General features: G+C 65.9%; 16 protein-coding genes and 1 riboswitch. Of the genes, 14 read left to right on the forward strand and 2 right to left on the reverse strand.

Annotated features, from left to right (window positions below; genetic code table 11):
- The first annotated feature begins 31 nt into the window (after positions 1-31).
- From AC3ENJ_RS11710 to AC3ENJ_RS11725, 4 genes are all read left to right on the forward strand, one after another.
- On the forward strand, positions 32-1,219 hold the full coding sequence (locus tag AC3ENJ_RS11710) for a CPBP family intramembrane glutamic endopeptidase (RefSeq protein ID WP_431814185.1): 1,188 nt from the start codon (positions 32-34) through the stop codon (positions 1,217-1,219).
- A gap of 10 nt (positions 1,220-1,229) precedes the next feature.
- A complete protein-coding gene (locus AC3ENJ_RS11715; RefSeq protein ID WP_431814186.1) occupies positions 1,230-2,558 on the forward strand; it encodes a M18 family aminopeptidase in 1,329 nt (442 codons plus the stop codon).
- A 52-nt stretch (positions 2,559-2,610) separates the two neighbouring features.
- A riboswitch (SAM riboswitch) is annotated at positions 2,611-2,702 on the forward strand.
- A gap of 102 nt (positions 2,703-2,804) precedes the next feature.
- Positions 2,805-4,082, forward strand: coding sequence for an acyl-CoA dehydrogenase family protein (locus AC3ENJ_RS11720; protein ID WP_431814187.1), 1,278 nt, complete (start codon positions 2,805-2,807; stop codon positions 4,080-4,082).
- Between the two features lie 163 nt (positions 4,083-4,245).
- Complete coding sequence (locus tag AC3ENJ_RS11725; RefSeq protein WP_431814188.1) at positions 4,246-4,806, forward strand: GNAT family N-acetyltransferase; 561 nt, start codon at positions 4,246-4,248, stop codon at positions 4,804-4,806.
- Positions 4,807-4,890: 84 nt separating this feature from the next.
- On the opposite strand, the gene AC3ENJ_RS11730 is transcribed toward AC3ENJ_RS11725, so the two are convergent.
- Positions 4,891-6,306, reverse strand: coding sequence for a glyceraldehyde-3-phosphate dehydrogenase (locus AC3ENJ_RS11730; protein WP_431814189.1), 1,416 nt, complete (start codon positions 6,304-6,306; stop codon positions 4,891-4,893).
- Between the two features lie 214 nt (positions 6,307-6,520).
- Between AC3ENJ_RS11730 and AC3ENJ_RS11735 the strand changes: the two genes are divergently transcribed.
- The 10 genes from AC3ENJ_RS11735 (at position 6,521) to AC3ENJ_RS11780 (ending at position 17,705) form a co-directional block, all read left to right on the forward strand.
- On the forward strand, positions 6,521-7,450 hold the full coding sequence (locus tag AC3ENJ_RS11735; RefSeq protein ID WP_431814190.1) for a carbohydrate kinase family protein: 930 nt from the start codon (positions 6,521-6,523) through the stop codon (positions 7,448-7,450).
- A gap of 116 nt (positions 7,451-7,566) precedes the next feature.
- Positions 7,567-8,088: a YbhB/YbcL family Raf kinase inhibitor-like protein gene (locus tag AC3ENJ_RS11740; RefSeq protein WP_190781952.1), complete on the forward strand. Its 522-nt coding sequence runs from the start codon at positions 7,567-7,569 to the stop codon at positions 8,086-8,088.
- 52 nt (positions 8,089-8,140) lie between these two features.
- The gene (locus AC3ENJ_RS11745) at positions 8,141-8,935 is read left to right on the forward strand and encodes an HAD family hydrolase (RefSeq protein ID WP_190781951.1); all 795 of its coding nucleotides are present in this window, start codon (positions 8,141-8,143) and stop codon (positions 8,933-8,935) included.
- A gap of 35 nt (positions 8,936-8,970) precedes the next feature.
- Complete coding sequence (locus AC3ENJ_RS11750; RefSeq protein ID WP_431814191.1) at positions 8,971-9,828, forward strand: glycerophosphodiester phosphodiesterase family protein; 858 nt, start codon at positions 8,971-8,973, stop codon at positions 9,826-9,828.
- 330 nt (positions 9,829-10,158) lie between these two features.
- Positions 10,159-11,796 carry an ABC transporter substrate-binding protein gene (locus tag AC3ENJ_RS11755; protein ID WP_431814192.1) on the forward strand — a complete coding sequence of 546 codons (1,638 nt, stop codon included), beginning with the start codon at positions 10,159-10,161 and terminating at the stop codon, positions 11,794-11,796.
- A gap of 12 nt (positions 11,797-11,808) precedes the next feature.
- Entirely contained in the window at positions 11,809-12,756 is a 948-nt protein-coding gene (locus AC3ENJ_RS11760; RefSeq protein WP_223841420.1) for an ABC transporter permease, read from the forward strand.
- A complete protein-coding gene (locus AC3ENJ_RS11765) occupies positions 12,753-13,694 on the forward strand; it encodes an ABC transporter permease (protein WP_431814193.1) in 942 nt (313 codons plus the stop codon). The genes AC3ENJ_RS11760 and AC3ENJ_RS11765 overlap by 4 nt, the downstream gene beginning before the upstream one ends.
- Complete coding sequence (locus AC3ENJ_RS11770) at positions 13,695-15,437, forward strand: ABC transporter ATP-binding protein (RefSeq protein WP_190807973.1); 1,743 nt, start codon at positions 13,695-13,697, stop codon at positions 15,435-15,437.
- 29 nt (positions 15,438-15,466) lie between these two features.
- Positions 15,467-16,630: a serine hydrolase domain-containing protein gene (locus AC3ENJ_RS11775; protein WP_431814194.1), complete on the forward strand. Its 1,164-nt coding sequence runs from the start codon at positions 15,467-15,469 to the stop codon at positions 16,628-16,630.
- A gap of 34 nt (positions 16,631-16,664) precedes the next feature.
- Positions 16,665-17,705, forward strand: a complete 1,041-nt coding sequence (locus AC3ENJ_RS11780; protein WP_431814195.1) for an enoyl-CoA hydratase/isomerase family protein — start codon at positions 16,665-16,667, stop codon at positions 17,703-17,705.
- 113 nt (positions 17,706-17,818) lie between these two features.
- Here the strand turns inward: AC3ENJ_RS11780 and AC3ENJ_RS11785 are convergent, their stop codons facing one another.
- Positions 17,819-19,201: a uracil-xanthine permease family protein gene (locus AC3ENJ_RS11785; protein WP_431814196.1), complete on the reverse strand. Its 1,383-nt coding sequence runs from the start codon at positions 19,199-19,201 to the stop codon at positions 17,819-17,821.
- Positions 19,202-19,276: the final 75 nt, after the last annotated feature.

A 19,276-nucleotide genomic window follows, 5' to 3' on the forward strand; every position in this document is an offset into this window, starting at 1 on the left:
ACCGCGCACCGGCGACCGATAGCGTGGGACCATGAGCCAGCATCCCGCGCCTTGGAGCAAGCCACCCGCGCCGTCCCCGGTACCGCCCGAACAGCTGCGCACGCTGGCGTATCACCGGCTGGGCCGGGCGGATCGGAACCACGCATGGTGGAAGCCGCTCGTCGAGGGCGCCATCCTGTTCTTCTTGTTCCTCGTCCTGTCGGTGTTGTTCGCCATTCCGATCATCCTGTTCATGGACAACCCCATGGAGCTCGATGACGTGACCGGCGTGAACCAGCTGGATCCGTTGATCTTCTTCTTCCTATTCGGGTCAGTCGCGCTGCTGGCACCGGCGGCGTACCTGGCCAGATGGATCATGGGTCCGCGGCCCCTGGGGCTGCTCCACTCGGTGACGGGGCGGTTGCGCTGGAAGTGGCTGCTCCGGTGCGGACTCGCGGCCTTGGCCATTTTCGTGATCGTCAATGGCCTGTCCATCCTGCTCGACCTCATGGCCGGCGGCGAGGCAATAGAATTCACCGTGGCGCCCCAGTGGGGTTGGCTGCTGCTCATGGTGGTGGTGCTGGTGCCCATTCAGTGTTTTGCGGAGGAACTGGTCTTCCGCGGTTATCTGATGCAGACGGTGGGCCGGTGGCTGAAGCACCCGGCATGGGCCATTCTCCTGCCGGTGCCGCTGTTCGTCGCCGGGCACCTCTACGACGTTTGGGGACAGACCGCCATTGCCATCATGGCGATCACCATGGGGGTGCTCACGTGGCGTACCGGTGGGCTGGAAGCGGCGGTCGCCCTCCACGTGGTCAACAACTGCACGGTCACACTCATGGCCATGGTCGGGCTGGCGGACCTCAACGATACGAGCGGCGGGCCCATCGAAGTCCTCTTCACGCTTGCGATCAACGGGATATTCCTTGTGGTCGTGTTCCGGATGGCGCGCAAGGCGCGGATTGCCACCTCCCGCACCATCATCCTGCCGCCCCGGCCGCGGTTGCCCTCGCTCGCTCAGCGGCCACTCGTGGTCAGCCAGAACGGCTCCGAACTCGCGGCATTCGTGGTGGATCCCCGCACCCATAACTACCTCTCCCTGCCCGAGCAGTACGGCCCGTACACGGTCCAGGACGGTCAGGGGCGCCCGGTGGGCCTGCTGGACGTGCGCAAGACGACGAGCCCGAACCAAGGACCCCGCGGGGGCGGTTCTTCCAGCAACCAGGACCGCACTCCCTAGACTGTGCTGCATGGCCCCACACTGCGTTTCTGATTTGGATTCTCACCGTGCCCCGTTCGGCTACGCCCGCGCGCTGGGCGATTACGTCATGGCATCGCCCAGCTCCTACCACGCGGTCGAGGCCGCGGCGCAGCTGCTGCGCGGAGCAGGATTCACGCAACTGAACGAGACCGAGGCCTGGAGCGACGTCGCCGGGAGGCACTTCACGATTCGTGACGGCGCGCTGGTCGCATGGGTGGCCCCGCGCAATCTTCGCCCGGGGGTCGGCTACCGAATTCTGGGCGCCCACACGGATTCACCCGGATTCAAGCTCAAACCCAAACCCACCACGGTGTCCCACGGCTGGTACCAGGCCGGGGTGGAGGTTTACGGCGGGGTGTTGTTGAACTCGTGGCTGGACCGGGATCTGCGCCTGGCCGGGCGGCTCGTGGTCCGCGATGAGAACGGTGAACTCTCGCAGCACCTGTGCTCGACCGAGGCCATCGCGCGCATTCCACAACTCGCCATCCATTTGGATCGCGCGGCCAACGAGGGTCTTAAGCTCGACAAGCAACAGCACGTGCAACCCATCTGGGGGACCGGGTCGGTTCAGGACGCCGATGTGCTGGGGTTGCTCGCGGACACGGTCGAGGCATCGGTGACCCCGGAGCGCATCGTCGGTTACGACGTGGTGCTCGCGGACACGCAGAGGCCGGAGCTGATCGGGCAGCGGCGGCAACTGCTCGCCAGCGGTCGGTTGGACAACCTGTCCTCCGTGTACGCCGGGCTGCACGCCATGGTCGAAAGTGCCGAGGACCTCGATTCCGCGTTGCAGATCTCGATGCTGGCCGCATTCGACCACGAGGAGGTCGGCTCCGCCACACGCTCGGGCGCGGCCGGTCCGTTCCTGGAGGACGTTGTGGTCCGGGTCAGTGCGGCGCGGGGCGAATCGCAGGACGATTACCGGCGCTCCTTATCCGCATCGGTGTGCCTGTCCGCGGACGCAGGGCACCTGGTGCACCCCAATTACCGGGGGCACCACGACCCCGTGAACACCCCGGAACCCGGTGCCGGGCCGCTGCTCAAGATCAACGCCAATCAGCGGTACACCACGGATGCCGTGGGTGCGGGGCTGTGGGCGGACGCGTGCGAGCGCGCCGGGGTGAGCTATCAGCAGTTCGTCTCGAACAACAACGTGCCGTGCGGTTCCACCATCGGACCGATTACGGCCACCCGGCTGGGTATGCGCACGCTGGATGTGGGCGTGGGACTGCTGTCGATGCACTCCGCCCGCGAACTCGCCCACGTGGACGACCTTCATGCGCTGTCCCGGGTGACCGGGGCGTTCTGGCGGTCATAGAACGTCACGTGTGTTGACAGTCGTTCTGAGCCCGTGATGGCCTGAACCCGTAACGCCATCAAGAGCGGCCGAGAGACGTGGCTCGTCAACGCCGCAGCAACCACCCGGATACCGGGACGGTGCTTCCGCCACGACCGATGGACAGCTTTTCAGCTCCCGCGGTTCGCACGGTCACGCCCGTGCGCCGGGCTGCTCTCGGTCGACGGTGCGGAGCATCGCGACAGAACGCGAGGGACACCCGAGAAGATGAGTATCGATACCCGGACCACAGAACAGTTGGCCCCCACCAAACATCAGCTGGACGTGGCGGAGCCCCTGAGCACCCGCGACCTCTTCGACGTGTTCCAGCCGGTGTTCAACCGCATTGCCGGCGGGGCTGTGGAACGCGAACAACAACGGATCCTTCCGTTCGAGCAGTTCGCATGGCTCAATGAACGGCGTTTCGGCGCGCTCACGGTCCCGCGCTCGCGGGGCGGCTACGGTGCCAGCCTGGAGCAGGTCGCCGAGTTGCTGATCGCTCTGGCCGCCGCCGACTCCAACGTGGCACACGTGTACCGCTCACACCTGGGATTCATTGCGAGTCTCGGCTCCGACGAATCCGACGTCTGGTTCCCACGCATTGCCGACGGTGAGACCGTGGGCAATGCCGCGACCGAGCGATCCGGTGCGGCCCTGGGCACCGCGGCCACCACACTCACCCGGACCACCGACGGCGAGTGGGAACTCAACGGCACCAAGTACTACTCGACCGGCTCCATCTTCTCCGACTGGATCCAGGTCACCGCCCAGATCCCCGGTCTGGAGGAGCGCTCGCACGCGCTGGTGAAAACCTCGTGGGACGGCATTGAACTGCTCGATGACTGGGACGGCTTCGGCCAGCAACTCACCGGAACGGGCACCACCCACTTCCGTGGGGTCAGGGTTCCGGCGGACCACGTGCGCAACCGCGACGGTCGGGCCACCCAGGAGACCGCCGTGTTCCAGCTCGTGCTCCTCGCCGTCGAGGCCGGCATTGCCAAGGCCGCGATCGACGAGGGCGTGCACCTGGTGCGTTCGCGCACCCGCGGTTTCAACACCGGCACGGGATCTGTCGCGTGCGAGGATCCGCAGATTCTGCAGCGCGTGGGTGAGCTCGGTGCCAAGACTGCCGCCGCGCGGGCCATTGTTCTTCAGGCGGCCCGTGAGCTCGACGCCGCCATCGGCGTGCTCGGGGGCGAGCCCCTTCTCGCCAACCCCCAGGAGTTGACCAACGCGTGTGAGGTGCCGGTGGCGCACGCGCAGGTGGTTGTCCCGGAACTGGTGCGCGACGTCACCGACGGGATCTTCGACCTGCTCGGCGCCTCCGCTGTGGGCAGATCCAAGTCCCTGGACCGCTTCTGGCGCAACGCGCGCACGGTGGCCACCCACAACCCCACGATGTACAAAGCGCGCATTGTGGGCGACCACCGCGTCAACGGGACCCCGATGTTCGGCCTCAACGCCATTGGTGAGGTCAAGCCCTCCGGCGGAACCCCAGCGGAGTAGAGCTGAACGGTCTCGATCCTGCGGCGCCCTCCAGGCGCTGCCGCGACCACGTCACAGGTGCCGCCCGAGCCTTCGCCTACACCTCATGCGTCGTTGGGACCCTTGGTCACGCGCAATAGGGTTCCAACCATGCACCACGTGGAAAGGAAGGTTCTAACAGGCCATGGGATGTGCCACTCGCTTGACCTTGGAACCGCTGCGCGTCGATCACGCCTCAGAAATGCTCGAGGTGCTCGGAGATCCAGCGCTCTACGAGTTCACGGGCGGCCGGCCACCCACGCTCGAGGAACTCACCGCACGGTACGCGCTCCAGGTCACGGGAACCTCACCGGACGGGGCCGAAGAATGGCGTAACTGGATCGTGCGATCGGCGGCCACGGCAGAAGCCATTGGATATGTGCAGGCCACGATCCGGCGAACTGAACGGTCCGCGGATCTCGCCTGGGTGATCGGCACCCGGTGGTGGGGGTGCGGTTACGCGACCGAAGCGGCGTCGGCGATGGCGGGGTTGCTGCGGGCAGATGACATTGCGCACTTCACCGCGCACATTTCTCCCGGTCATGGCGCATCCGAACGTGTGGCGCGCAAGGTGGGTCTGCACCCGACCATTGAACGGGTCGATGGCGAGGTCGTGTACACCTCATGCGTCGTTGGAACCCCTGGTCACGCCCAGAAGGGTTCTAACAATGCACCGGGTGCGCGGCAGGGGTCCAGCGGCCCCTGAGTTGTGCATTCCAGCCGACGACGCCGCCCCGGTCACCGTTCGTGCGAAAGGTGGCCGGGGCGGCGTCGTCGGTGGTTGGGGAGCCTACGGTAGCTGCGGCATGGCGATGTCGGCCATGCGTGCGAGAACGCGCACCACCTGGCAGGAGTAGCCGAACTCGTTGTCGTACCAGACGTAGAGCACCAGGGAGTTGTTGTTGACGATGGTGGCCAGCCCGTCCACCACGCCGGCGCGGCGGGAACCGACCAGGTCGGTGGAGACGACGTCCGGGGAGTCCACGTAGTCGATCTGCTTGCGCAGCCCGGAGTTCAAGGAGATGTCCTTGAGGAACGCGTTGACCTCGTCCGCGGTCTCGGGGGCATTCTCGAGCTGCAGGTTGAGGATGGCCATGGAGACGTCCGGGGTTGGCACGCGGATGGCGTTGCCGGTGAGCTTGCCCTTCATTTCGGGCAGGGCCTTGGCCACGGCCTTGGCCGCACCGGTTTCGGTGATGACCATGTTCAGCGCTGCGGAGCGGCCGCGGCGGTCACCCTTGTGCCAGTTGTCAATGAGGTTCTGGTCATTGGTGTACGAGTGAACGGTCTCGACGTGACCCTGCTTGATGCCGTACTGGTCGTTGAGAACCTTGACGACCGGGGTGATGGCGTTGGTCGTGCAGGATGCTGCGGAGAGGATCTTGTCCTCGGCCACAATGTCCTTGTCGTTCACGCCGCACACAATGTTCTTGAGTTCGCCCTTACCGGGAGCGGTCAGCAGGACCTTGGCGACCCCCTTCGACTGAAGGTGCTGGGAAAGTCCCTCTTCATCACGCCACGCGCCGGTGTTGTCGACCACCAGGGCGTTGTCGATGCCGTACTCGGTGTAGTCCACCTCGGCCGGGGAGCCCGCGTAAATGAACTGAATGGCCACACCGTTGGCGGTGATGATGTTCTGGTCTTCGTCCACGGTGATGGTGCCGTCGAACGGGCCGTGCACGGAGTCTCGGCGCAGCAGAGAAGCGCGCTTGACCAGGTCGTTGCCCGGCTTCTTGCGGACCACCACGGCGCGCAGGTTCAGGCCGGTTCCGTCGTTGCGGTTGATGAGGATGCGGGCCAGCAGACGGCCGATGCGACCGAAGCCGTAGAGCACCACGTCCTGAGACTCGGGTTCGTTCTCACCCTGGAGATCAACCACGGAAGCCAGCCGCTCACGCAAGTACGCCTCGAGGTCGGTGCCACCGGATTCCTGGTACCCCTGGGCCAGCTTGGCCACGTCGATGTTGCACGTACCCAGCTGGAGCTTGGTCAGCGTCTCGACGATGTCGAGGGTGTCCTTCAATGGCAGCTCTTCCCCCAGGATGCGGCGGGTGAAGCGGTGCGCTTTGATGATCTCGGTGACGGACTTGTGAACCAGTGACCGGCCGAACACGGTGGTGACCACCTTGTTCTCGCGGTGCAAACGGCCCACCAGGGGGACCAGTGCTTCGGCAAGTGCTTCTCGATCGGACCAGGTGGTGCTCATCAGCATCCTTCTTCCTCGACCCGGACTTCGTCGTGGGGGCCGTGTTGTGCCGCGCTTCGTTGTGCGGTCTAGCGTGATGGCGCCCCGTAGGGATGAGGCGGTTCGTCGTACGTCAGTGTACGTGGCTCGCGCACCCCTCGCGTGCGTATCTCATTAGGTGACGACGCCGCCGCGGTACCCCCTTCGTGGCGGCCGCCTTTGCTACCGTGGAGCCATGTTGACGGTGATCGGTGAAGCTCTCGTGGATGTGGTCTCGCGCAAGGGTGAAGCACCCCGCGCGCACGTGGGCGGAAGCCCCATGAATGTGGCCGTGGGCCTTGCGCGCTTGGGTCAGTCGGTACAGTTCCTGGGCCGTTACGGTCAGGACGAGTACGGCGAACAAGTGGCCGCTCACCTGCGGGACAATAAGGTGAGCCTGCCGTTCAGCCCGGATTCCAAGCCCACCTCGGTCGCGCAGGCCACGCTGGATCAGACCGGCGCCGCAACGTACGACTTCCAGCTGGATTGGTCCTTGGACGTCTCAGACAACCAGATCGATCAGCTCCTCGGCGAGACCGGCCTGCTGCACGTGGGCTCCATCGGTGCGATGCTCGAACCCGGCGCGACCCTGGTCCGCAAGGCGGTGGAGCGCGCCCATGACCACGCCCTGATTTCTTACGATCCCAATTGCCGGCCCACCATCATTCCGGATTCTTCGGATGCCCGCGCTCGTGCGGAGGCCATTGTGGCGTCCGCGGACATCGTGAAGGCCTCGGACGAAGATCTGCTGTGGCTCTATCCGAACCGCCCCGTCGAGGACAGCGCCCGGGCATGGTTGCAAGCGGGCGCGCGCCTGGTGGTCGTGACCCGCGGGCCGCTGGGTCCCTGGGCGGTCAGCCGCGGCACGGGACGCGAAGGTGTGGACACCGCCGCGGCCCGAGTGGACGTGGTGGACACGGTGGGGGCCGGGGATTCGTTCATGGCCGCCCTGATCTCCGCCCTGACCGATCGTGGTCTCACCGGAGCCGATGCTCGCCGTGGCGTGGACGAGCTGGACAAGGATGAGGTGCGGGAGATCCTGCGCTACGCCGCCGCCGCCGCGGGGGTGACCGTTTCCCGTTCCGGGGCGGACCTCCCGATCAAGGACGATCTGCCGAAGAACTGACGCACCGGCCGCTCCTGGGCGGCCGGCCGCTACGGCAAGCTCTCGCTGGGAGGCGATCGAGCGCCGTCGGCAACACAGTGTCCGTGAGTACGAATCGTTCAACGAAAGGAACACCGATGCTCGAGCGCGAACCCTACGCAGACTTGCCCGACCTTCCCACGTTCACTCTGACCTCAACGGATGTCACCGAGGGTGAGACCATGGCGACCCCGCAGGTCTCCGGAATCATGGGCGCCGGCGGCGAGGACATCTCCCCGCAACTGTCCTGGTCGGGCGCACCCGAGGGCACCAAGTCCTACGTGGTGACCATGTATGACCCCGACGCCCCCACACCCAGTGGGTTCTGGCACTGGTGCGTGTCCAATATCCCGGCCTCCGTCATGGAACTGGCGACCGGCGCGGCGTCGAACCCGCCGGAAGGTGCCGTGAAGCACCGCAACGACGGCGGCACCGACGAATTTCTGGGTGCAGCCCCGCCCGAAGGTCACGGAGCACACCGCTACATCCTGTGCGTGACCGCCGTGGACGTGGCTGAACTGGACGTGGATGAGAACGCCAGCCCCGCCGTGGTGAACTTCAACCTGTTCTTCCACGGGATCGCGCGCGCTTTCTTGACCCCCGTGTACGAAGTCAAGTAGCGCTCCAGTGGCGGTCGGAAGTAGCGAGGAGACGCCCCAACAACCCGTACGAATGATCGCGAGCGATCTGGACGGGACGGTTCTGGGACCCGATTTTCGCTTCCGGCCGCGCACCGTTGAGGCCATTACCGCCGCACGGGACGCCGGGATCCACGTGGTGTTCGTGACCGGGCGTCCCAAACGGTGGCTTCATCCGCTCCATGAACAGCTGGAGAACGTGGGGGTGGTCATTTGCTCCAACGGGGCCGTGGTGTACGACTTGCCCACCGAACGCGTAGTTGAAACCAGCCTGTTCGACGTGCGAGACGCATTCGGAATCATGGGGGAGATCAGCGAGCTGTTCCCCCGGACCCTCTATGCCGCCGAGACCCTGGAGCGGGTCTTCACCGACCCCGGGTGGTCCCGCAGCGACCGCATGGAAATCTTTCCCGTGGAAGAGGCACCCATCAGGCAGTGTCTGCCCCGGGGTGTCGGCGTGGTCAAGCTGCTGGCCAAGCTGGACGGTGCCGTACCCAGTGAGTACTTCGAGCACGTGCGTGAGCTGGTCGATGGGCGGCTTGCCGTCACCCACTCCGTGGCCGCGGCCCCGCTCGTGGAAATCGGGCAGCGCGGGCTGACCAAGGCCCGCACGCTGGAGCGATACGCCGCGGAGCGCGGCATCACGAGTCAGCACGTGATGGCCTTCGGCGACATGCCCAATGACCTGGAAATGCTCACGTGGGCCGGTCACGGGTACGCCATGGCGGACGGGCATCCGGGGGTCGTCACCGCGGTGGGCCGTACGGCACCGCCCTTCGCCGAGGATGGCGTGGCCCAGGTCATTGAGAACTACTTGAATCATGCCTAACCGGAAACGGCGACCGACAAGTTACTGTTTAGTACATGTCAGTTGCTGATCAGCCCGCCGCCCTTGCCCACCGTGGCTTCTCGCTGGACGGCCATGAGAACACCCTCCGCGCGTTTCGCGCGGCCGCGGACCTCGGATTCGTGTGGGTCGAGACGGACGTGAACACCACGTCTGACGGCGTGGTGCTGGCCTTTCACGACCCCACCCTGGATCGGGTGACCGACTCATCCGGTGACGTCTGTGATACTCCCTGGTCCGAGCTGCAAGATGTGCGCATCGGCAGTACGGAACCGCTGGCCACGCTGTCCGAACTGCTGCGTGAACTGCCGCAGCTGCACTTCAATATCGACGTCAAGGACGAACCCTCGGTCGCCGCGCTGCCGAGCGTGCTCGCCCAGGAGAACGCCGTGGACCGCGTGCGGGTGACCTCATTCTCCGAGCACCGGCGACGCCGCACGCTCGAGAACATCCACAGGCTCACCGGCAAGCGCCCGCTCACCTCGGCGGGAACCATTGGCTGCGCGGGACTCACGATCCTCTCCAAGGCGGCCCGTGTGACGGACAAGGCCTCACCCAGAATCGCGACCCTCCTCTGGTCGCTGATGACCAGGGCGTGGAGAGTCAAGGTGGCGGACTTCAACGCCGTCCAACTGCCCGTGACGTACGACCTCTCCCTGCCGGGCGGGCGGAACCTTCCGGTGTCGGTGGTGACCCCCAAGTTCATCGAGGTGGCCCACCGCGTGGGCGTGGCCGTGCACGTGTGGACCATTAACGACGCCCACGAAATGCGCCGCTTGTTGGACATCGGTGCCGACGGGATCGTGACCGACCGCGGGGATGTCCTCACCCGGGTGTTGGCGGACCGCGGACAGTGGCCACCACGCACCGCGTAAGTATGCGTGTGAGCTTTGACTCACACGTGTGATGTTTCTAAGGTCATAGGTACGCGAAACATGCGGCGCTATTGACTCGTGAGCTCGGCTCCGGGTAGCGCCGCCCACGAGTGAACGGAGGCGGAGATGCATCACCTTGACCCCGCCCGCGGCCCGGTTCGTCAACCGGTGGGCTGCGTCCGTTCGCGGTGGATCGGCTGCCTCAGCAAGATCCCGTAGCTGCTTATCTCTTTCCCACCGGCGCCCCCTGTTCGGTTGCGCCACGGCGCGCTCCCCCCAACGAGCGCTCGCCAGGAGTCTCACACCGTCGTGTCTCAACTGCGAGGAAATATGAGCGCAAAACCCTATCCACATCCGGCTCCGGACCAACACCGAGGGCAACGAGCAACCCGGGCCTCGGCCGAGCGGCGTCGTGCGTTGTCCCGCCGCGGTTTCCTGGGCGCGGGGGCCACGGCCGCGGTGTTCGCCCTGGCCGGCTGCGGAACCAACACCCAGCAGGCCTTCTCGGGAACGGAAGCCACGGGCGCCCCTGAACCGGGCGGAATCCTTCGGGTGGGTCTCGCGGGCGGCGGCGCGGCGGACAGCGTGGACGCCCACATTCCCGTGGGTACCGCCGATGCCGGACGCGTGCTCAACCTCTACGACACGCTGTACGAGTTCAACGAGGAGTACGAGCCCGTCCCGGCGCTGGCCGAAAGCGCGGAGCCCGTCGAGGACGGGCGAGCCTGGATCTTCAGGTTGCGCAAGGATGTCACGTTCCACGACGGCAGACCGCTGACGGCGGCGGACGTGGTGTTCACCTACGACCGCGTCACGGATCCCGCCGACCCCAAGGCCGGTGCCTCTGGTCTGGCGAGCCTCGCCAAGTCCGTGGCCGTGGACGATTACACCGTGCGCTTCGAACTGTCCGAGCCGGACGCCATGTTCATCGACTCCACGGCGCAGTATTCCATGGGGATCGTGCCCGAGAATTACGACCCGGCCAACCCGGTCGGAACCGGCGCCTTCAGCCTGGGACTGTTCGAACCGGGTCAGCTCACGGTCCTCAAGGCCAATCGGAACTACTGGCGAGACGCACCCCTGCTGGACGAGGTGCACATGGTGAACTTCAACGACGAGGATGCCTTGGTCAACGCACTGCTCTCCACGCAGGTGGACGTGGTGGGTCAGCTTCCCTTGGCGCTCGTGGACGTGGTGGGAACCGACCCGCGCATCTACACCGTCATGTCCGAAACCGGTAGCTGGTTGCCGTTCACCATGCGCGTGGATGTGGAGCCCTTCGACGACCCCCGCGTGCGCGAGGCGTTCAAGCTCGTGGTGGATCGCGAACAAATGGTGGAGCAGGTCTTCTCCGGACACGGCACCGTGGGCAACGACATGTACGCACCGTTCGATCCTGGAACCCCGCAGCTGCCGCAGCGCACTCGGAACATCGAGAAGGCCAAGCAACTGCTGGCCGATGCCGGCTACCCGGACGGGCTGGACGTGGAAATGGTCACCGCACCGATCCAGGCCGGAGCCGTGGAGTCCGCTCAGGTCTTTGCGGAACAGGCGTCGGAGGCGGGCATCAACGTGAGCCTGCGCCGCGTGGACACCACCACGTTCTTCGGTGACGGCTATCTGCAGTACCCCTTCTCTCAGGACTTCTGGTACACCCGGAATTTTCTGCCCCAGACGGCCAACGGCACGGTCCCGGACGCGCCCTTCAACGAGACGCACTGGGCGGATCCGGAATTCATCGACCTGTACAACACGGCACGCGCCACCCTGGACGACGATGAACGCAACCGACTGGTGGCACAGGCACAGGAAACGCTCCACAACGACGGCGGCTACATCGTGTGGGGATTCTTCAACCAAGCGGACGCGTACCAGAGGTACGTGGGCGGAGCGATCGAACACCGCGCGGGCATGCCCGTGAGCGGGTTCCAGTTCCGCCTGCTCTGGGTCGCCGAGGAAAGCGAGTAACCCGTGGGACGCATGATTCTCAAACGCCTGGGCATCTCGGTCTTCGTGCTGCTCGCGGTATCCGTGCTCGTCTTCATCTTCACGCTGCTGCTACCCGGTGACCCGGCGCAGGCGATCCTCGGTCAACAGGCCACACCGGAACGCCTCGCGGCACTGCGCGAACAGCTCAACCTCAACGACCCGTGGTACGAGCGGTACTTCACGTGGCTGGGTGGCTTGCTGGTGGGTGATTTGGGAACCTCGGCGGCCACGGGCGGTTCGGTCAATGAGCTGCTGGGGCAGAAGGTTTCGGCCTCGGTGCTGCTGATGATCATTGCCGCGGTCATCTCCATCCCGGTGGGTGTGCTGCTCGGCACCTGGTCCGCCATGCGCCGCGGCCGCACCACGGACCACACGCTGACGGGTTTTTCCCTGGTGTTGGCGGCGTTGCCCGAATTCGTGATCGGTATTGCGTTGACCACGCTGCTGTCCACCACGGTGTTCCAGCTGTTGCCATCCGTGACCATGGCGGCCCCGGGAACCCGGGTGTGGGATTACCCGCTGCAGTTGGTTCTTCCCGCACTGACCCTGGTGCTCGTGGTGGTCCCGTACATGATCCGCATGACCCGGACCACCATGCTGGACGTGCTCGATTCCGGCTACGTGGAGATGGCCCGGCTCAAGGGTGTGCCCGAACGCCAGGTGATCATGAAGCACGCGCTGCCCCACGCGATCGGTCCGGTGGCCCAGGTCGTGGCCATGCAGCTGGCCTGGTTGGCCGGTGGCATCGTGGTGGTCGAGTTCCTCTTCCGCTATCCCGGTCTGGGTCAGGCCATGGTGGACGCGGTCCGGATCCGTGACGTGCAGGTGGTCCAAGCGTTGTCCATGATCATTGCCGCGTTCTACGTGGTCGTGAACCTCATTGCGGATGTGATCGGCATCCTGGCCAATCCCAAGCTGCGGACGGAGTCCAACACATGAGCGCGCAGAACCAGCAACCGGTGACGCCGGACACTCCCGTCACCCCTTCCGCAGCGAGTTTCGAACCGGCGGAGTCGCGCGGGGATGCTCGCCCGGTCTCCTTCTTCCGTAGGTTCCTCTCCCAACCAGAGGCCAAGTTCGGCCTGGTACTGACCGGCCTGGTGCTCCTGATTGCCATTGCCGGACCGTTCGTGGTGCCCGCGTGGACCGGTTACGGCCCCACCTCCTACGCGGGAAAACCGTTCCAGTACGACATTTTCGGCACGGACAACCTGGGCCGCGACGTGCTGTCCCGGTTCCTCGAGGGTGGTTGGCGGCTGCTGCTGTACTCGGCCCTGGCAACACTGCTGGGCGTGGGGCTGGGAACCGTCCTCGGCATGCTCGCTGCCTTCCGCGGGGGGTGGCTGGATTCGGTCATCATGCGCACCGGTGACGTGCTGTTGGCCATTCCGCAGCTGGTCTTCGCCATGCTCGCCATCACCGTGCTCGGCCCGCAGGGCTGGGTGCTCGTGGTGGTCATCGGCGTCACCCACGCCCCGCGTGTGGCTCGCGTGATCCGCTCGGCCACCTCCGGGGTGGTTGCGGAAGATTACGTGCTCGCCTCCCAGATGTACGCGGTGCCCCAGTGGAAGATCCTGGGCCGGGACGTGGTCCCCAACATCATGGGCCCGCTCATGGTCGAGATGGGCCTGCGCATGACGTATTCCATTGGCGCGGTGGCATCGCTGTCGTTCCTGGGCCTGGGTATGCAGCCACCCACCGCGGACTGGGGCCTGATGATCAACGAGAACCGCATTGCTCTCTCGCTCCAGCCGTGGGGTGTGATCCTGCCGGTCGTCGCGATCGCCGTCCTCACCGTGGGCACCAACCTCATTGCCGACGCCGTGTCGGGTGCCTCCGCGGGCCGCGTCACCGGTTCCGCGCGGAAGGACAAGTAAATGCCCACCACAACTACCGTTCCCAAGGCCACGGTGGCCACGGCCATTTCCGTGCGGGACCTGAACGTGGGGGTCCACGGCGGGGAATCGATCCTCAAGGACGTCACCTTCGACCTCACGCCCGGGCGCATTCTCGCTCTGGTCGGTGAGTCCGGTTCCGGTAAGACCACCGCCGCGCTGGCATGCATGAACCACTTGCGTTCCGGTTTGGAACTGCGTGGTGGCTCGGTCCAGCTCCACAAGGGCGCCTCTCGGTTCTTCGACCAGAACATGGACCTGCTGACGCTGTCCGAAAAACAGGTGCGCAGGTTGCGCGGGGGTACGATCGCTTACGTCCCACAGGATCCGGCGCTCTCACTCAACGGTGCCCTGCGCGTGGGGGAGCAGATCCACGAGGTGCTGCGCATCCACGAGTTCGGGCGCAATAGCAAGCAACGCGAGGCCCGCGTCGCCGAGGTGCTCGAAGAAGTCGGTCTGCCCAGCACCAAGAAGTACCAGCGACGCTACCCCCATCAGCTCTCGGGCGGTCAGCAGCAGCGCATCGGCATTGCCATGGCCTTCGCGTGCCGGCCCGCCGTGATCATCCTGGATGAGCCCACCACCGGATTGGACGTGGCCACCCAGGACCTGGTGCTCAAGACGGTCTACGAGTTGACCACCAAGCATGACGTGGCCGGGCTCTACATCACCCACGACCTCGCCGTGGTCGCGCAGGTCGCCAACGACGTGGCGGTCATGCTCCGCGGCGAGATCGTTGAACGCGGCCCGGCCAAGCAGGTCCTCTACCGGCCCGAGCACGAGTACACCCAGACGCTCCTGGCCGCGGTCCCGGACCTCAAGGGTGCACGCGACATGGGCGGTGGACCCGCCGTCAGCCCCCGCGCCGCGATGCGCGCGCCGTGGGACCACGGGCATGACGACGCCGCCCGGCCGGGTGAGGCGCGCACCGACCGAGACCGAGCGGCGTCGTCGGTCGCTCAGACGTCCGACAATGAACCGTTGCTCGCCGTGCGCGACCTGCGGCTGGCTTACGGGCCGGCGGTGATCCTGGACGGCATCAATCTCGACCTGCTTGAAGGCCAGACGACCATGCTGCTGGGTGAATCCGGATCGGGTAAGACCACGCTCTCGCGCAGTATCGCCGGTCTCAACGGCGCGTACACGGGCGAGGTGCGGTTGGCGGGCCAGGTGCTCGCCAACGGGACGCGCAAGCGTAGCAACGAGGACCGGCGGCGGATCCAGTACATTTTCCAGTCGCCGTTCTCGTCGCTGAATCCGCGCCGCAGCATTGGGGACTCGCTCGAGGTCCCGCTGGAAATGAGCGGCGGGATGTCCCGTAAGCAGCGCCGCGCCGCCGTGGCCGACGCCCTGGACGCCGTGCGGCTGGGGCGTAGCTACATCAACCGCAGGCCGGGCGAGCTCTCCGGTGGTGAGCGGCAGCGTGCGGCGGTGGCGCGTGCCCTCGTGAATGCGCCGTCCGTGTTGGTGTGCGATGAGATCACCTCGGCGCTGGACGTGTCCGTGCAGGCTTCCGTAATTGAACTGCTGCGAGAACTGCAGCGCGATCGGGGATTGGCCATGCTGTTCGTGACGCACAACATCGCTTTGGCGCGGCACGTGTCCCATAAACTCGCGGTGTTGGAGAAGGGGCACCTGGTCGATTACGGGCCCACGGATCACGTGCTGCGTAACCCGCGCCATGACTACACCAAGTCGCTGCTGGAGCACGTGCCCACGCTGTAACCGGTCCCTCGCTGGAAGGACGTGTCACAATGACCATTGAAAGCGCGCACGCCGTAATTGCCGAAACCCACGTGCCAGGCACCACGGGGCGGGTGATTCGCGAGATCTTCGAGCAGCACCTGGGACAGGCGTGCGGTGGCATGTCGTTCAGCGTGTACCGCGACGGCGAGCCGCTGGTGCGGCTGCACGGAGGCTCGCAGGAACGGCGTGCGTCTCCGGATGATCCGGCGGAGGCTCCGTGGGCCGACGAGACCCTGGCCGTGATGTTCTCCGGCACCAAGGGGCTGGTGGCCACGGTGGCGGCCATGCTCGTGGACGATGGTGTGCTGGATGTGAACGCGCCCGTGGCCCGGTACTGGCCCGAATTCGCGGCGGCCGGCAAAGAGAACGTGACCGTGGCGCAGGTGCTCAATCACACCGTGGGCCTGATCTACACGGACCCGGACCCCACGGACAGTTTCTTCAACCTGAGCGCCCATTCCGAGATCCTGGCGCGACAAGAACCCGTGTGGGAACCCGGATCCAAGGTGGCCTATCACGCCGTGACGTTCGGGTACCTGCTGGAGGCCATCATGCTGCGCATCACCGGAAAGCGTGCGGGGCAGCTGCTGGCCGAACGGATCGTGGAACCCCACGGGCTGGATCTCTACCTGGGGCTGCCGGAATCCCTGGAGCCTCGCGTGGCGCCCGTGTTCCGTGCGCCCGGCTATGCGATCAGCACGTTCCTGCGTGACCCCGAGCGTCGCGCGATCGTGGATCGAATGTACGGCGACGCCCTGATGGGGGAGGAGCTTCCCGCCAACTCGCGGGCCTTCCACGCGGCCGGTCCGGCGTCCGGAGGTGCCATTGGCGGGGCCGATTCAATTGCCCGGGCGTATTCGCTCGTGGAATCCGGTGCGTTGGTGTCCGCGCCCACGCGCGCGTTGTTCACCCGCACATGGTCCGAAGGCCTGGATGCCGTCAACGACCGCCCGCTGCGCTTCGGCCTGGGGTACGAATTGCAGGATCCCATCCACACCTACGGTCCTGTGGAGCGCGCCTACGGGCATTCCGGGGCGGGTGGGTGCCTGCACGGTGCGTGGCCGGACTACGGAATCGGGTTCTCGTTCCACACCAATGAGATGTTGGCGGAGAACGTGGACCGCCGCGCCAAGGACCTGTTGGGCGCGCTGCGTAAAGCACTGGAATCCTGAGTTCTGCGAGGTCGGTCTCGATAGGGTGGTGATCATGACCACATCTCAGGAGAACTTTGTCCGCGCTGAAATCGTGGGCGGCACCGGAGTGCTCACGCTCACGCGCGAGAAGGCGCTCAATGCGCTGAGCCGTTCCATGTACCACCAGATCGCCGGGGCCCTTCAGGATTGGGCCAAGGACCCGGCCATCACGCAGGTGGTCATGCAGTCCACGCTGCCCAAGGCCCTGTGCGCCGGCGGTGACATCAAGGAGGTCCGCGAGGCCGCCCTGGACGGCCGCTCGGACGAGGTCGAGGACACCTTCGGCACCGAGTACGCCATGGACAACCTGATCGCCGAGTATCCCAAGCCGTACGTGGCCATGATGAACGGCATTGTGATGGGCGGCGGCATGGGCATCTCTGTCCACGGCTCGCACCGCATTGTCTCCGACACCACCCAAATGGCCATGCCCGAAACGGCAATCGGCTTCTTCACGGACATCGGCGCCAGCTACTTCCTGCCGCGTGTCTCCCGCGAGACCGCCGACGGCGCCCGCGAGACCTCCCTGGAATTCGGCCGGTACCTGGGATTGTCCGGCGCCCGCTTCGACGGTGCCGATGCCATCGCCCTGGGTTTGGCGGACACCTACATCGCATCGACGGATGCCGAGGCGTTCGTCGAATTGACCATTTCCGACGGCGTGGCCGCCGCGGTCGCCAGGTTCGGTCAGGAACCGCCGGCCTCGGAGATCATCACCACGTGGGACGAGGTTCAGGAAACCTACGGTGGCGATTGCCTCGAGGCCATTGTCGAACGCGCCGGAAGCGACCTGGACGGCATGAGCCCCACGGCGCTGGTTCGCGTGTTCGAGCTGCTCAACGCGGGGGCCCAGGACGATAACGTCCGCTCCTGCCTGGAGCGCGAGCTCAGCATGGCCACGGCAGCCGCGCGCTCCGAGGAATTCCTGGAGGGCGTGCGCGCCCTGATGGTGGACAAGGACAAGAACCCGCAGTGGTCCCCGGCCACGGTGGCCGAGGTGAACTCCGAGGAGATCCGCCGGGTGGTCGAGCGCAAGATCGAGCTGCCGTTCTGACCTGAACATCTGAGGTAGAGGTTTGCAGCAAACACCGTCGTGTGAGGGCGAACCTCTACCTCAGATGTCATTCACGGCTTTGCCGGCTACCGCGCGTTCAGTGGTCGGCCTGACTAGCCCAGAGGTGACGGGGTCTTGGAGGTGTCCGGGGTCAGCGGGTCGGAGCCCACGGAGCCGCGAACGCGGGCAATGAACGCCATGAGGTGGTAGACCACCAGGGTCGCGGCGGTGCCCAGGGCGATGCCCGCGAAGTCCAGGCCGAACACCGACCACGTGTAGTCCGCGATGCCCACGATCATGGCAACGGCGGCGGTGGTGAGGTTGACCGGGTTGGAGAAGTCCACGCGGTTCTGCACCCAGATGCGCACACCCAGCATGCCGATCATGCCGTACAACACCGTGGCCGCGCCGCCCAGCACACCCTGGGGAACGGTGGCCACGGCGGCGCCGAACACGGGCATGACGCTGAGCAGGATCGCGACGATCGCGGCCACCCAGTACGCGGCGGTGGAGTAGACACGGGTGGCGGCCATGACGCCAATGTTCTCCGCGTACGTGGTGGTGCCCGAGCCGCCGCCGGAGCCGGCAATGATGGTGGCCAGGCCGTCGGCCATGATGGCGCGGCCGGCGTAGGGGTCGAGGTCGTCACCGGTCATGAGCGCCACGGACTTCACGTGCCCGATGTTCTCGGCCACGAGCACCAGGATCACGGGGATGAACAGGCCCGCCAAGCTCAGGTGGAACTCGGGGGTGTGGAACTGCGGTAGCCCAAACAGTCCCTGTTCCTGCCACGCGGCGTTGATCGCGGTGAAATCGACCTCGCCGCGGACTACGGCCGTGACGTAGCCGATGGCCACGCCCAGCAGGATGGACAGCCGCCCGATCAGCCCGCGGAACAGCACCGAGATCAAAATGATGGACCCGAGGGTCACCATGGCGGTGACCGGGGCTTCCATAAAGTTCGTCTTGGCCGAGGGCGCCAGGTTGAAGCCGATCAGCGCCACGATGGTGCCCGTGACCAGGGGCGGCATGAGCTTCTGTAACCACCCCGTGCCCGCCAGCTGCACGATCACGCCGATGATCGCCAACGCCACACCGGCCATGACCACGCCACCGAGTGCGCCACCCGGACCGTACTGGTTCATCGCTGCCGTGATCGGGGCAATGAACGCGAAGGACGAGCCCAGGTACGAGGGCACACGTCCCGCGGTCAGGACCAGGAACAGGATGGTTCCGATGCCCGAGAAGAACAGCGTGGTGGCCGGCGGGAACCCGGTCAGCAGGGGCACCAGGAAGGTCGCGCCGAACATGGCGACCACGTGCTGCGCACCGATCGAGATCGTCCGGGGCCACACGAGTCGCTCGCGCGGTGTGACGACATCACCGGGGGCCACGGTCCGTCCGTCCCCGTGGAGCCGCCAGCCGATCCCGAGGCGTTGTGGGAGACCGGGTGAAGCGGCGTCGTGATGAGGGGGCGTGGACGGTGACGAACTCATGAGGGCTCCTGACAGCGGCGCGTGGCGTCTGACGGGCGGCCGAAAATGAGTACCGCCCGCCAAATTCTAATCCGG

Source organism: Kocuria sp. cx-455, assembly GCF_057707085.1.